The following is a 13,228-nucleotide window of genomic DNA, read 5'->3' on the forward strand; positions in this document are numbered from 1 at the left end:
TCCGTGCGATCCGCGCGACGGCGACGCTCAGCGGCTGATCAGCTGCTGTGCGTTGTTGAACATGATGTCGTCCTGGGCGGACTCGCCGAGCTCCGCGATGAGCTTGCGGAAGTCCGCCGGGGCGGCCAGGCCCTCCGCGTGCGGGAAGTCGGAGCCCATGACGATGGACTCGTGATAGCCGAGGCGCTTGACCACACCCACGATGTCGTCCTCCGGATAGGGCACCACGCGGACGTGCCTGCGGAAGACCTGGCTGGGCCGTTCGTCCAACTGCCCGCCGATCCAGGGCCCGTTGCGGCCCATGCCTCGGCTCTTGTCCATGTGGCGCACGAAGTGCGGCACCCACTCGGAGCCGAACTCCGAGACCAGCACGTTGATGTCGGGGAAACGGCCGAAGAGGTTGTCGAAGATCAGCGCGGAGAGCGTCTCCTCGATGGGCCGCTGTCCGTAGGTGTTCTGCCACTGCCAGGCCGACATCCGGAAGTGGATGGGGTGCGGGTCGTAGCCCCAGGAGGGCGCCACCTGCGAGTTGTAGTAGAACTCGCTGATGTGGTAACAGACGCTGGCCTTGGCCTCGTTGACCAGTTTCCAGAACGGGTCGAAGTACGGATCGCCCGGCGAGCGGCCGTACACCGGTCCGGTGGGCAGCAGGATGAAGCGGGCGCCCCGGTCGAGCACGTACTCCAGTTCCTTGACCGCGCTGTCCAGATCGCGCAGGGACAGCAGGGCCGGGGCGTAGATGCGGTTCTTGTGGTCGAAGCCCCACACCTCGTCCATGTACCGGTTGAAGGAGTGGTAGTTGGCGTAGAGCGGCTCGACGCCCTTCACGTACTCCTCGGCGACCAGGGCCCAGCCGCCCGGGTAGATGATCGTCTGGTCCAGTCCCTGCTCGTCCATGACCCGCAGCCGGGCGTCGCGGTTCTGGTACGACTCGTGCATGGCCTCGAACTGGTACGTCTCCTCGGGATTGCCCGAGGCCATCGCCTTGAGCATCTCCTTCAGCGAACCGGGACGGTAGACCTGCCCGAACTCCGGTTCCAGACATACGACGATCCGGTCCCCGGCGAGGATCACCTCCCGACCGTCGGGAAGGGTCACCGGTGCGACCGCGGCACCGAGGAATTCCTTCGGGAGGTAGCGGGTGAAGGAGTCCCGCTCCTCGTACATGTGCTGGTCGCAGTCGAAGATGCGCTTGCGCTGTTCGGCCATGGCCGTCGCCTCCGGACCCCAAGGAGCTATTCAGTACGCCTTCTATAATTATCTAACTGTTTAGCGAGCGCAAGGGGTAGCAGGACGGCAGTGGGCCGACGGTGCGGAGGCGACGGGTGTCCGGGGGTTCCGGGGTCTGTGCGGGTGCCGGGCGGGGCGGTCAGCCGAGGAGTTCGAGCACCGTCTTGGGCCCGGCCGCGTTCACGACGTCGTCGGCGCTGGAGATGTGCCGCTGCCACAGCTTCTCGGCCTCGTCGGCCTTGCCGGACTCGATCAGGCCGACGAGCCGCACATGGGCCCGGTGCCCCTTGAGGGCCTGGGCCTTCTGGGTCTCGGCGTCGGTCGCGGCCGCGGTGTACGTGGCGTTGGCCCGGTCGATGATGTGGCGCAGCATGCCGCACAGCAGGATCAGGGTCTGGTTGCCGGTGAGCTCGATCAGGAGGGCGTGGAAGGCGTCCTGCGCGTCGACCAGGGCGAGCGGGTCGTCCAGGGCGCTCTTCTCGGTCGCCACCGCGTCGCGCAGCCGCTTGATGTCGTCGGCCGTGTGCTTGGCCGCGATTTGGCGGGCGCAGGGCGGCTCGATGACGGCCGCCGCGCGGTAGATGTCGCCGAGGGTGGCGCCGCGGTACTCGAGGATGAGGCCCGCGAAGCGGGCGGCGACCTCCGCGTCGGGCGCGCTCACCCGGGCGCCGCCGTGGGCGCCGCGGCGCACCGTGATCAGGGACTCCGACTCCAGGACCCGGAAGGCCTCGCGCAGGGTCGGCCGCGAGATGCCGAACTGTTCCATCAGCCCCGACTCCGGCGGCAGCGCCTCGCCGGGCGTCAGTTCGCCCCGCACGATCTGGCGGCGCAGGTGGCCGGCGACCAGTTCGGCGGTCTTCGGCACCCGGACCTGGCGTCCGACGCGGCTGCGGGAGGGTGCGGGCACGGTCGCCGTCTCTGCTGCGCGGGCTGCCTCGGCCACGGTGGGCTCCTCATATAGCAAAATGAATCGTCTTAGTGCATCGAGGGTACCAGGTCAAGGGATGGGTGATCATCGGTCGGGGGCAACGCGGTCTGGTGTCCTGCCGTCAGTTGGTATATAGATAGATGATTAATCTATCTATGAAGTCGGCTATGCGGTCGACGGGCCGTGGGAGTGACCTCGATGACCGAGAACCCGACCCCGGTGATCCTCACCGAGCTCACCGACGACGGGGTCATGCTGCTCACCCTGAACCGGCCCGAGCGGCACAACGCCTGGACGCTGGAGATGGAACTGCTCTACAACGAGCTGTTCGACCGGGCGGAGGCGGACGTCCGCGTGCGGGCCGTGGTGCTCACCGGTGCCGGGCGCAGCTTCTGTCCGGGGATGGACATGAGTGTGCTGGACGGCGCGTCATCCGGCGCCCGTCCGTGGCCGACGGATCTGCTGCCCCCGCGCACCCGCCCCATGTCCTTTCCCAAGCCCGTGGTGGCCGCCGTCAACGGGGCCTGCGCGGGCATCGGGTTCAACCAGGCGCTGATGTGCGACGTCCGGTTCGCCGTGCCGCACGCCAAGTTCGCCGCCGCCTTCAGCGCACGCGGACTGGTGGCCGAGGACGGCGTGTCCTGGATCCTGCCCCGGCTGGTAGGCCACGGCAACGCCGCCGACCTGCTGCTGTCCTCGCGCCGGATCACCGGACCCGAGGCCCTCGCCATGGGGCTGGTCAACCGCCTGGTCGAGCCGGAGGACCTGCTGCCGGCGGCGCTGGCCTACGCGGCCGACCTCGCCCGCTCGGCCAGCCCGTACGCCATGTCCCTCATCAAGCGGCAACTCGCCGACGACCAGGCGAGGACCTTCACCGACAGCCGCGATCACGCGGCCGCCCTGCTGGCCACGGCGAAGCGCGCCCCGGACTACCGCGAGGGGGTGCTCAGCTTCATCGAGCGCAGGCCGCCGCGGTTCGCGGGACTGGGGGACGCCGGGAACGACGGGGACGCAGGCGACGACGGCGACGCAGGGGGCACGGTGGCCACGGGAGGCACCGAGCCGCCGCCGGGGGAGAAGGCGTCCGAGCCCGCGGAGACCTCGTCATGACCCGCATCGGGCTCCCGCTGCACCGCCGTTCCATCGTCCTCACGGCCTACGAGGAGGAGAGCGGGGACGAGATCTCGGTGGAGGCGGAGCTGTGCGACGAGCGGCCGTGGGCCGAGCCGGCGGCCGCCGTCGTGCACCGGATGGCGCTCGCCGTACGGGTCCGCCTCGCCGACATGGTCATCGTGGCCGCCGACGCGGAGATGCGGACCTTCCCGCACGCCGAGTGCCCGCTCGTCGCTCCGGTCTTCGACGGGCTGGTGGGGCTCAGTGTCGCCGCCGGATACAACCGGGCCATCCAGGAGCGGTTCCGCGGTGTCCTGGGCTGCTCCCACCTCCACGAACTGACCCGGGTGCTCGGTCCGGCGGTGGTGCAGGCGGCCATGGCCGCCAACGGGCGACGGCGGGACGCGGGCGAGCCCGCCGACGGGCCGCGCTCCACGGCCGGCGTGCTGAACAGCTGCCACATCTGGGCACCGCAGGGAGTGGGTCTGCGCAAACTCGACGCGGGCTGGCGTCCGGGTTCCGGCCCGCGCCCGGTCCCGCCGCTCGAGACCTTCGAGGGCCGCGAAGCGGGCCCGTCCGGGTCCTGAGCCAGACCCGGGCGGCTCACACCTCGACCACCTCGACTCCCGCCTCGCGCAGCCGGTCGCAGGTCTTCCCGTCGCCGGGCGCGTTGGTCACCACCACGTCGAGTTCCTCCGGACCGCACACCCGGGCCATTCCGGTGCCCGGGAACTTGCCCGCGTCCGCCAGCAGGACCACCTGGGCACTGGCGGCGATCATGGCTCGCTTGACGGGCACCTCGACGGCGGTGGTGTCCAGCACCTGCCCGTCGGGGCGCACTCCGCTCGTGCCGAGGAACAGCCGGTCGGCGTGGACCTGCCGCAGGTTGTCCTCGGTGAGGAAGCCGACCAGGGAGCGGTAGTCGCGCCGGACCACGCCGCCCAGCAGGATCAGCTGCACGGACCTGTCGTCCTGGAGTTCCTCGTAAACGGCCAGGTTGCTGGTGATCACGGTGAGGGACCGGCCGTGCAGATGGCGGGCCACCCGGTGGGCCGTGGTGCCGATGTCGAGCAGCACGGTCTCGCCGTCCCTGACGAGGTTTGCGCACCAGGCGCCCAGGGCGTCCTTCGCCTCGACCCGGACGCCGGCCACGTCGGCGAACGGGTCGTCCTCGCCCACGACCGGAGCGGCACCTCCGTAGACCCGTTTGAGCAGTCCCTCGTCCTCCAGTTGCGCGAGATCCCGCCTGATCGTGGCCTGGCTCGCCCCGACCTTCTCGGCCAGGACGGCCACCGTGGTGGGCCCGTCCGCACGCAGGGCGCGCAAGATCAGCTGATGTCTTCGGTCAGCGAGCATGCGGCAGACCATACTCGCCAACCCATCAAACTCAAGCAAAGTCGAGCATGAATGTCTCGATACGCGCTTGACTCTTGTCAAAGCTGCGCACCGGGTGCACTCTCTTGCGTAATTCGGAGCGAGGTCCGGACCCCACTCCGGTCGGCCGAAGCGGATCAACGGCATATTCCGCCGTCACGGCCGCCTCGGCCCCGTCCGAGAGGACGAGGTCACACACCCCGGGTGGCTGAAGAGTTCCCACTCACGCCGATGCTCTTCAGCCACCCGGCCTCCCGCCGCGTCCCCACCGCGGCTCCCCGCTCAGAGGTCCTGTCGGACATGCCGGACACGCCGAACCCGCCGATTTCTAGGAGAAGATCGTGGACCTTTCCCGCAGACGGTTCCTTCAGGCCGCCGTACTGACGGCCGCCGCGGCCGGCGCCACCGCAGCGTGCGGCGGCGGCTCAGGATCGAGCGGCGCCAAGGACAGCAAGAACCTGACTCTCTGGTACTGGTCCGGAGGTCTGAGCGACAAGGTCGTCGCGGACGCCAAGACGCACTTCTCCGACATCAGCCTCAAGACCTCCGTGGTCGGCGGTGACTTCAAGACCAAACTGCTCACCGGTCTGCGGGCCGCGCAGTCCGCCCCGGACATCACCGGCGTCAAGGGCGAGGACATCGCCTCCTTCCTGCCCAACGCGGACCGCTTCGTCGACCTGAAGACCGTCGGCGCGGACAAGCTGGTCCCGCAGTACCTGTCGTGGAAGCTGAAGCAGGCCACCACGCAGGACGGCAAGCTCATCGGCTTCCCGATCGACATCGGGCCGTGCGCCACGTTCTACCGCGAGGACCTCTTCGCGGAGGCGGGCCTGCCCACCGATCCCGCCCAGGTGTCCGCTCAACTCTCCACCTGGGACGACTACTTCAAGGCGGGCCTCGAGCTGCACAAGGCCGTGCCCAAGACCTACCTGATCAACAACATCGGTTCGGTCTTCTCGATGATGATCGGCCAGGGCACCCAGCGGTTCATCGACGAGGGCGGCAAGTTCATCGGCGACCAGGACCACATCCGCACCGCCTGGACCACCTCGGTGAAGCCCTACACCCTCGGTATCGACGCCAAGATCAACGACAACACCTGGAACGCGGCCATCAGCGGCGGCACCCTGGGCACCGAGATCGGCGCCGCCTGGCACGCGCTGGACATCGCCAACGCCGCTCCGGGCACCAAGGGCAAGTGGCGGGTGGCGAGCCTGCCCGGCGGGCCGTCCAACCTCGGCGGGTCCTTCCTGGCCATCCCCGCGACCAGCGGCAACCCCGAGGAGGCCTTCAAGATCATCACCTGGATCCTCAGCCCGGAGAACCAGGCCCGGGGCTTCACCGACGCGGCCCTGTTCCCGACCGCCCCGGCCGCGTACAAGCTGCCGGCGCTGACCGGCGGCGACGCGTTCTTCGGCGGTCAGAAGACCATCGAGATCTTCGGTCCGGCGGCCGAGAAGATCCCCTCCGCCTACGAGGCCCCGGCCGACGCGGCGGTCTCCGCGCCCTACTACAGCGAGCTGACCAGCATCGAGGCCAAGGGCAAGGATCCCGAAGAAGCCTGGAAGGACGCGGTCTCCCAGGCCAAGCAGATCGCGCAGCGGCAGGGAGTGAAGTGACATGTCGTCAAGCCCGGTAGCCGGCCCGGCGCCCACCGGACCGACCTCCGGTACCGACACCGCGTCCACCGGGCAGCCCGCTTCGGACCGTGCCCACGGTTCGGGGCGGCGTGCCCCCCGGATCAGGCCGGTGTCCGCCGGGTCCCGACGCGGGCCGCGCCGACGGGCCGCCAGGTACTGGCCGCAGTACCTGGCCATCTCGCCGTACTACCTGATCTTCACGGTCTTCATGCTCTTCCCGGTGCTCTACACCGTGTTCCTGGCGTTCCAGAAGTGGGACGGCATCGGGGACATGCACTTCGTCGGGTTCCAGCAGTTCCGCTTCCTGTGGGACGACCCGGTGTTCTGGCTGTCCGTCCGCAACACCCTGGTCATCTGGGTGCTGTCGACCGTGCCGATGCTCTTCATGGCGCTGGTGCTCGCGGTGCTGGTGAACTCCACCAAACGGCTCACCGCCTTCTACCGGATCGCCCTGTTCATCCCCAGCATCACCTCGCTGGTGGCCATCGCGATCTTCTTCGGGGCGATCTTCAGCAACAACTTCGGCCTGATCAACGCGGTTCTGCGGGCCCTGCACCTGTCGGCCGTGCCCTGGATGAGCAACGAGTGGACGATCAAGCTGGTGATCTCGGCGCTGATGACCTGGCAGTGGACCGGCTACAACGCCATCATCTACCTGGCCGGCCTCCAGGCGATCCCGTCGGAACTCTACGAGGCGGCCAGGATGGACGGCGCCGGCCCGGTGCGGATCCTCCGGTCCATCACGGTCCCGCTGCTGCGGCCCATCATCCTGTTCACCGTGGTGATCTCCACGGTCACCGGACTGCAGAGCTTCACCGAACCGCAGGTCCTGTTCGGCAGCGAGGCGGCCACCAACCCCAACTCCGGCGGGCCGGGCCAGGCCGGTCTGACCACGTTGCTCTACTTCTACCACCAGGCCTTCGACAACAACGACTTCGGCTACGGCGCCGCGATCGTCTGGGCCTTCTTCCTGCTGATCCTGCTCATCGTCGTCGTCAACTGGCGCCTGGTGCAGCGTAAGGAGCGACGGCCGTGAACAGCGAGAACCGTAAACGCCTGCGGGGGCTCAGCGTCCATGTCGTCCTGATGACCGGCGTGGTCGTCTCGGTGTTCCCGTTCTACTGGATCGTCGTCATGGCGACGAACACCTCGCAGGACATCTACCGTTACCCGCCCAAGCTGTGGTTCGGCGACCATCTGCTGACCAACATCCAGCACCTGTTCGACAAGATGGCGTTCTTCGGTTCGCTGTCCAACACGGTGGTCGTCGCGGTCTGTACTACGGTGCTGGTCCTGTTCTTCGACTCGCTGGCCGCCTTCGCCTTCGCCAAGTACGACTTCCCCGGCAAGAAGTTCCTGTTCGGCGTGCTGCTGTCGATGTACATCCTGCCGACCCAGCTGGCGATCATCCCGCAGTACGAGATCATGGTGCAGCTGGGCTGGCTGGGCACGCTCAAGGCGCTCATCGTGCCCGCCGCCGCCAACGCCTTCGGCATCTTCTGGATGCGTCAGTACACCAGCAGCAGCGTTCCCGACGAGCTGCTGGACGCCGCCCGCATCGAGGGCGCCGGGTTCTTCCGGCTGTACTGGCACGTGGTGCTGCCGTGCGTCCGCCCGGCGCTGGCGTTCCTGGGCATCTACACCTTCATCGCCGCGTGGAACGACTACATCCTGCCGTTGGTGATGCTGGTCGACCCGGACCGTCTCACCCTCCAGGTGGCGCTGGCCCAGCTGTACGCCGGACACTCCACCGACTACAGCATGGTGATGGCCGGGGTGCTGCTGTCGGTCATCCCGCTGGTGCTGGTGTTCACCTTCTTCGCCCGCGGTTTCATCGCCGACGCGACGAAGGGCGCCCTGCGCTGACGGCCAGGACCCGCCTCCGGTACCGGAGGCGGGTCCGGTACCGGGGCCAGGATCCGCGAGGGCTCCGGCCGGTCCCGGGCCTGTCCGGCTCCGGGGCCCGTCCGGCCGGGCGCTACACCTGGTCGATGTCCACCGCCCCGTCGTTCGCCTTCTTGTCCTTGCCCGCGCGCAGCTGGAGCAGGCCGTTGGCCCCGGCACCGGTGCCCTCCTCGGGGCGGGGGCCGGTGTCGGCGGAGTCCTGGCCGCTCAGGTTCTGCCGGACCGAGTCGAGGATCGTCAGGCCCTGGGACACCAGGCCGGCGGCGATCTCGCCGAGGCCGTCCGCGCCGTTCAGGATGTTGACGTTGGCGCCCGCGAGGCCGCCGGCGGCCTCCTTCACGATCTGCGGCAGCTGGTCGATCAGCATCCGGTCGAGCGCGACCCGGTCGTAGGACGCCGCGGCCTCGGCCTGGATCTTCATACGCTGTGCATCGGCGGCGGCGAGCACCCTGATCCGCTCGGCCTCGGCCTCCGCCGGCTTCACGACCTCGGCCACCAGCTGCTGCTGGCGCAGCTTGGCCTGGCGCAGGGCCAGTTCGGTCTGGGCGGCGAGCACCTCCTGCTGGGCGTGGGCCTGGGCGAGCGGTCCGGCCTGTGCGGCCTGCGCCTCGGCGCGGTTCACCTCGGCCGAGTACTCCGCCTTGACCACGGCGGTCTGCCGGGCGTACTCGGCCTGCTTGCGGGCCGCCGCCTGCTCCGCCTCGGCCGAGGCCTGGGTGGCCTGGGCCTGCGCGATCTGGGCCTGCCGCTGGATGGCCGCCTTGTGCGGCGCGGACATCGCGTCGATGTAGCCGGTGTCGCCGTCGTCGATCGACTGGATCTGCAGCGAGTCCACGATCAGGCCGATCTTCGCCATCTCGGTCTTCGAGGTGTCCAGGACCTCCGCGGCGAGCTTCTGCCGCTCGGTGACGATCTCCTCGACCGTCATCGAGCCGATGATCGCCCGCAGGTGACCGGCGAAGATCCGGCCGGTCAGCACCGACATCTGGTCCTGGTCGGAGAGGAAGCGCTGGCCCGCGTTGATGATGCTCTCGTGGTCGTTGCCGACCTTGAAGGCGATGACCGCGCGGACGTGCAGCGCGATGCCCTGCCGGGTCACACAGGTCTCGGTGACCTCGGACTCGCACATCGACAGGGTGAGGAAACGGGTCTTGCGGAAGATCGGAAGCACGAACTTGCCGTGCCCCGTGACCACTCGGAACGGCGCACCCCCCAGTCCCCGCCGACCTCCGGAGATCAGCATCGCCTCGTCGGGAGCGGGAACGCGGTATCCGAACATTTCTCTTCTACTCTCAGTCGGCGTCGGCGAGATCGCCGAGCGCGTCCAACGGATCCACCCACTCGACGACGCCGACCTCACGACAACCGCGCGACTCGATCACGAGCACCGTCGCCCCCGTCGGCAGAGGATCCTCCGACCAGGCGAGAAAGGTCTCGGAGCCGCCTCTGACGCGCACCAGGATCTCGCCGCAACCCGCGGATCCGCGGGTCGCGACGAGCACTGTCCCCGTGCAGCCGATCACGGCCTCGTCCTGCGGCATCACCGGCCGCCCTCCATCACTCTGGCCCACGATTCAGACGATAGACCCACCCGGGTCGGGGGCCAACGGGAAGGTCGACTTCGTGGACCGGCGCCGGGCGGACAGGGCCTATCGCGCCGCGGCCCGGGGCTCTCGCGGCAGCCCCAGCACCTTCTCCGCGAGGATGTTCCGCTGCACCTGTGAGGTCCCCGCGTAGATCGTGCCGGAGAGGGCGATCAGATACGTCGTCGACCAGGACGCCGAGGAGTTCGCGGCGCCGGGATCGTCGGCGCGGTAGGTGCGCAGGGGCGGGCGGCCGACCGGTACCTGCCCGTGCAGGCCCATGATGTCCATCGCCAGGTCGGTGACCTCGGTGTGGTACTCGCTCCAGTAGAGCTTGGCGATCGACGTCTCGGGGCCGGGCTCGGCGCCCTTGAGCCAGCCGGTGAGGATCCGGTAGCCGAGGTAGCGCATGATCTCGACCTTCGACCAGCACCAGGCGATCCGCTGCCGGACGACCGGATCCCGGTCCTTGCCGTACAGCCGGGCCAGCTCGACGAGACGTTCGACCTCCGCCCTGAACAGGATCGGATTGGTCGCCGCCTCCTCCCCGCGCTCCACGCCCAGCAGGCTCTGGGCGACCGTCCAGCCGTTGTCGACTCCGCCGACGACGAGATCGGCACGGGTGCGGGCGCCGTCGAAGAAGACCTCGTTGAAGTGCAGCTGCCCGCTCATCATGCGGAACGGGCGAACCTCGACGCCGGGCTGGTCGAGCGGGACGAGCAGGAAGGAGATGCCGCGGTGCTTGGACGCGTCCCGGTCGGTGCGGGCCAGCACGAAGATCCAGTCGCTGTGGTGGGCGCCGGACGTCCACACCTTCTGGCCGTCGATCACCCATTCGCCGTCCTCGCGCACCGCGCGTGTCTTCAGCGACGCCAGGTCCGAGCCCGCGTCCGGCTCCGAGTACCCCTGGCACCAGGTGTCCTCGCCGCTGAGGATGCGGGGGAGGAAGTGGCTCTTCTGCTCCTCCGTCCCCCAGCGCAGCAGGGTGTTCGCCAGCATCTTGACCCCGAAGGTGTCCTGCGGTAGCCCGAACGGCACTCCGGCCAGGGCGAGTTCCTCCATCAGGACGACCTGGTGGAGCTTGGACAGGTTCCGGCCGCCGTACCGCTCGGGCCAGGTCAGGGAGAGGTATCCGCGCTCGGCGAGCCGACGGCGCCAGTCGCGGGCGAAGGCCCAGGCGGCCTCCTCGTCGAGTGCGCCGATGCCGTTCCAGCCCGAGGGCAGCGCCTCGCCGAGGAACGTCCTGACCTCGGCGCGGAACGTCTCGGTCTCCGCGGGATAGCTGATGTCCACCTGCGTGCGCTCCTCGTCCGGCCCGCTCGCGCAGCCTGTCGCTGTATTGATTGTTTCAGCATAATAGGTTATCTATTTAGAAGGAATAGCGAGGGTGGCGTCGAGCCAGGGGCGGACTGACATGGGACTGCTGGACGGTCGCAACGCGGTGATCACCGGTGGCGCACAGGGGATCGGCTTCGAGATCGCCGGCGTACTCGGCGCCCAGGGCGCGTCGGTCGTGCTCGGCGACATCAACGAGGACGCCGCGGCGGACGCGGCCGAACGCCTCGCCCGGAGTGGCGTGACCGCCACCTCGCTGCGCTGCGACGTCACCGACGAGGACGAGGTCGCCGCACTCGTCGCCCACTGCGCCGACACGCTCGGCCCCGTGGGCGTCATGGTCAACAACGCCGGGATCACCCGGGACGCCACCCTGCGCAAGATGGCCCTCGCCGACTTCCGCGCCGTGGTCGACGTCCACCTGACCGGCGCCTGGAACGGCACCCGGTACGCCGCCGAGGCGATGCGGGCGCACGGACAGGGCGGCAGCATCGTCAACATCTCCTCCATCGCCGGCAAGGTCGGCAACTTCGGCCAGACGAACTACAGCGCCGCCAAGGCCGGACTCGTCGGCCTCACCAAGGCCTCCGCCAAGGAGCTCGCCAGGGCGGGCATCCGGGTCAACGCCGTGCAGCCCGGTCTGATCCGCACCGCGATGACCGAGGCGATGCCCCCGGCCGCCTGGGACGCGAAGCTCGCCGAGATCCCCATGGGCCGCGCCGGTGAACCCGCCGAGGTCGCCCAGGCCGTCCTCTTCCTCGCCTCCGACCTGGCGAGCTACGTCACCGGAGCCGTGGTCGAGGTGACCGGCGGCCGGTACATGTGAGCCCCCGCCCGATGCCCGTACCCCTCATGAAAGGCACGCCCGATGCCCGCCCTGCTACGTGACGCGGTGATCTGCGAACCCCTGAGAACCCCCGTCGGCGGCTACGGCGGGGTCTTCCGCGACGTGACGGCGGCCCAGCTCGCGGCCACCGTCGTACGGGCCGTGCTCGAACGCACCGGCATACCGCCCACCGCCGTCGACGACGTCCTCCTGGGCCAGTGCTACCCCAACGGCGAGGCCCCCGCCATCGGCCGCGTGGCCGCCCTGGACGCGGGGCTCCCGGTGACGGTCCCCGGGCTCCAGATCGACCGCCGCTGCGGATCCGGACTCCAGGCGATCATCACCGCCGCCATGCAGGTGCAGACCGGCGCGAGCGATCTCGTGCTGGCCGGGGGGGTGGAGTCGATGAGCCAGGCCGAGTTCTACACCACCGACGTCCGCTGGGGCGTACGCGGCGCCGGCACCACCCTGCACGACCGGCTGGCCCGCGGCCGGGTCACGTCCGGCGGCGTCGGCCACCCGGTTCCCGGCGGCATGCTGGAGACCGCCGAGAACCTGCGCCGCGAGTACGCCATCCCCCGCGAGGAACAGGACCAACTCGCCCTGCGCTCGCACGAGAAGGCCGTCGCGGCCCAGCGGGAAGGCCGGTTCGCGGACGAGATCGTGCCCGTCACGGTGCGCAACAGGAAGGGCGAGACCGTCGTCGACACCGACGAGCACCCGCGCCCCGACTCCTCGGCGGAGAAGCTGGCGAGGCTGCGGCCCGTCCTCGGTGGTGAGGACCCCGGGGCGACCGTCACCGCGGGCAACGCCAGCGGGCAGAACGACGGCGCCGCGCTCTGTGTCGTCACCCACCCCGAGCGGGCCGCCGAGCTCGGCCTGCGCCCGCTCGCACGGCTCGTCTCCTGGGCCGTCGTGGGAGTGCCGCCCGAGACGATGGGCATCGGCCCGGTTCCCGCCACCGCCAAGGCCCTGGAACGAGCGGGTCTGAAACTCCACGACATCGACCTGATCGAACTCAACGAGGCCTTCGCCGCCCAGGTGCTCGCCTGTACCCGCGAATGGGCCCTGACCGAGACCGACTTCGAGCGGTTGAACGTCAACGGCTCCGGCATCTCGCTGGGCCACCCGGTCGGCGCCACCGGGGGCCGCATCCTCGCCACCCTGCTGCGTGAACTCGACCGCCGCCGCGCCCGCTACGGCCTGGAGACCATGTGTCTCGGCGGCGGCCAGGGCCTGGCCGCGGTCTTCGAACGCCCGACGGACGCAACCGACGCTCATGGAGGACGCTGAC

Annotated in this window: 13 protein-coding genes; 7 read left to right on the forward strand and 6 right to left on the reverse strand. The window is 69.5% G+C overall.

The window, feature by feature from the left end; genetic code table 11:
- Nucleotides 1-27: 27 nt before the first annotated feature.
- Nucleotides 28-1,209: an amidohydrolase family protein gene (locus ACIPFH_RS16110; RefSeq protein ID WP_356247926.1), complete on the reverse strand. Its 1,182-nt coding sequence runs from the start codon at nucleotides 1,207-1,209 to the stop codon at nucleotides 28-30.
- A 160-nt stretch (nucleotides 1,210-1,369) separates the two neighbouring features.
- On the reverse strand, nucleotides 1,370-2,173 hold the full coding sequence (locus ACIPFH_RS16115; RefSeq protein ID WP_401827020.1) for a FadR/GntR family transcriptional regulator: 804 nt from the start codon (nucleotides 2,171-2,173) through the stop codon (nucleotides 1,370-1,372).
- Between the two features lie 183 nt (nucleotides 2,174-2,356).
- Between ACIPFH_RS16115 and ACIPFH_RS16120 the strand changes: the two genes are divergently transcribed.
- The gene (locus ACIPFH_RS16120; protein ID WP_401827022.1) at nucleotides 2,357-3,268 is read left to right on the forward strand and encodes an enoyl-CoA hydratase-related protein; all 912 of its coding nucleotides are present in this window, start codon (nucleotides 2,357-2,359) and stop codon (nucleotides 3,266-3,268) included.
- On the forward strand, nucleotides 3,265-3,858 hold the full coding sequence (locus tag ACIPFH_RS16125; protein WP_401827024.1) for a DUF2889 domain-containing protein: 594 nt from the start codon (nucleotides 3,265-3,267) through the stop codon (nucleotides 3,856-3,858). The genes ACIPFH_RS16120 and ACIPFH_RS16125 overlap by 4 nt, the downstream gene beginning before the upstream one ends.
- Nucleotides 3,859-3,874: 16 nt before the next feature.
- Here ACIPFH_RS16125 and ACIPFH_RS16130 read toward each other — a convergent pair whose 3' ends face one another.
- Nucleotides 3,875-4,627: a DeoR/GlpR family DNA-binding transcription regulator gene (locus ACIPFH_RS16130; RefSeq protein ID WP_401827026.1), complete on the reverse strand. Its 753-nt coding sequence runs from the start codon at nucleotides 4,625-4,627 to the stop codon at nucleotides 3,875-3,877.
- A 359-nt stretch (nucleotides 4,628-4,986) separates the two neighbouring features.
- Between ACIPFH_RS16130 and ACIPFH_RS16135 the strand changes: the two genes are divergently transcribed.
- From ACIPFH_RS16135 to ACIPFH_RS16145, 3 genes are all read left to right on the forward strand, one after another.
- Nucleotides 4,987-6,264, forward strand: a complete 1,278-nt coding sequence (locus tag ACIPFH_RS16135; RefSeq protein WP_401827028.1) for an extracellular solute-binding protein — start codon at nucleotides 4,987-4,989, stop codon at nucleotides 6,262-6,264.
- A gap of 130 nt (nucleotides 6,265-6,394) precedes the next feature.
- Nucleotides 6,395-7,321, forward strand: a complete 927-nt coding sequence (locus ACIPFH_RS16140; protein WP_401827031.1) for a carbohydrate ABC transporter permease — start codon at nucleotides 6,395-6,397, stop codon at nucleotides 7,319-7,321.
- A gap of 50 nt (nucleotides 7,322-7,371) precedes the next feature.
- Nucleotides 7,372-8,151 carry a carbohydrate ABC transporter permease gene (locus ACIPFH_RS16145; protein WP_356247968.1) on the forward strand — a complete coding sequence of 260 codons (780 nt, stop codon included), beginning with the start codon at nucleotides 7,372-7,374 and terminating at the stop codon, nucleotides 8,149-8,151.
- Nucleotides 8,152-8,263: 112 nt separating this feature from the next.
- Here the strand turns inward: ACIPFH_RS16145 and ACIPFH_RS16150 are convergent, their stop codons facing one another.
- The 3 genes from ACIPFH_RS16150 to ACIPFH_RS16160 form a co-directional block, all read right to left on the reverse strand.
- Nucleotides 8,264-9,469: an SPFH domain-containing protein gene (locus tag ACIPFH_RS16150; RefSeq protein ID WP_356247940.1), complete on the reverse strand. Its 1,206-nt coding sequence runs from the start codon at nucleotides 9,467-9,469 to the stop codon at nucleotides 8,264-8,266.
- Between the two features lie 13 nt (nucleotides 9,470-9,482).
- Complete coding sequence (locus ACIPFH_RS16155; protein ID WP_356247970.1) at nucleotides 9,483-9,731, reverse strand: hypothetical protein; 249 nt, start codon at nucleotides 9,729-9,731, stop codon at nucleotides 9,483-9,485.
- Nucleotides 9,732-9,839: 108 nt separating this feature from the next.
- Nucleotides 9,840-11,066 carry an acyl-CoA dehydrogenase family protein gene (locus tag ACIPFH_RS16160; RefSeq protein WP_401827034.1) on the reverse strand — a complete coding sequence of 409 codons (1,227 nt, stop codon included), beginning with the start codon at nucleotides 11,064-11,066 and terminating at the stop codon, nucleotides 9,840-9,842.
- Between the two features lie 121 nt (nucleotides 11,067-11,187).
- On the opposite strand from ACIPFH_RS16160, the gene fabG reads away from it, so the two are divergent.
- Together fabG and ACIPFH_RS16170 are read left to right on the forward strand one after the other, a co-directional pair.
- Complete coding sequence (fabG, locus tag ACIPFH_RS16165) at nucleotides 11,188-11,934, forward strand: 3-oxoacyl-ACP reductase FabG (protein ID WP_401827036.1); 747 nt, start codon at nucleotides 11,188-11,190, stop codon at nucleotides 11,932-11,934.
- A gap of 42 nt (nucleotides 11,935-11,976) precedes the next feature.
- Nucleotides 11,977-13,227 (forward strand): acetyl-CoA C-acetyltransferase, encoded by a 1,251-nt coding sequence (locus ACIPFH_RS16170; RefSeq protein WP_401827039.1) that lies wholly within the window; start codon nucleotides 11,977-11,979, stop codon nucleotides 13,225-13,227.
- Nucleotide 13,228 lies beyond the last annotated feature (1 nt).

The organism is Streptomyces sp. NPDC088157, from assembly GCF_044741545.1.
Taxonomy (GTDB): domain Bacteria; phylum Actinomycetota; class Actinomycetes; order Streptomycetales; family Streptomycetaceae; genus Streptomyces.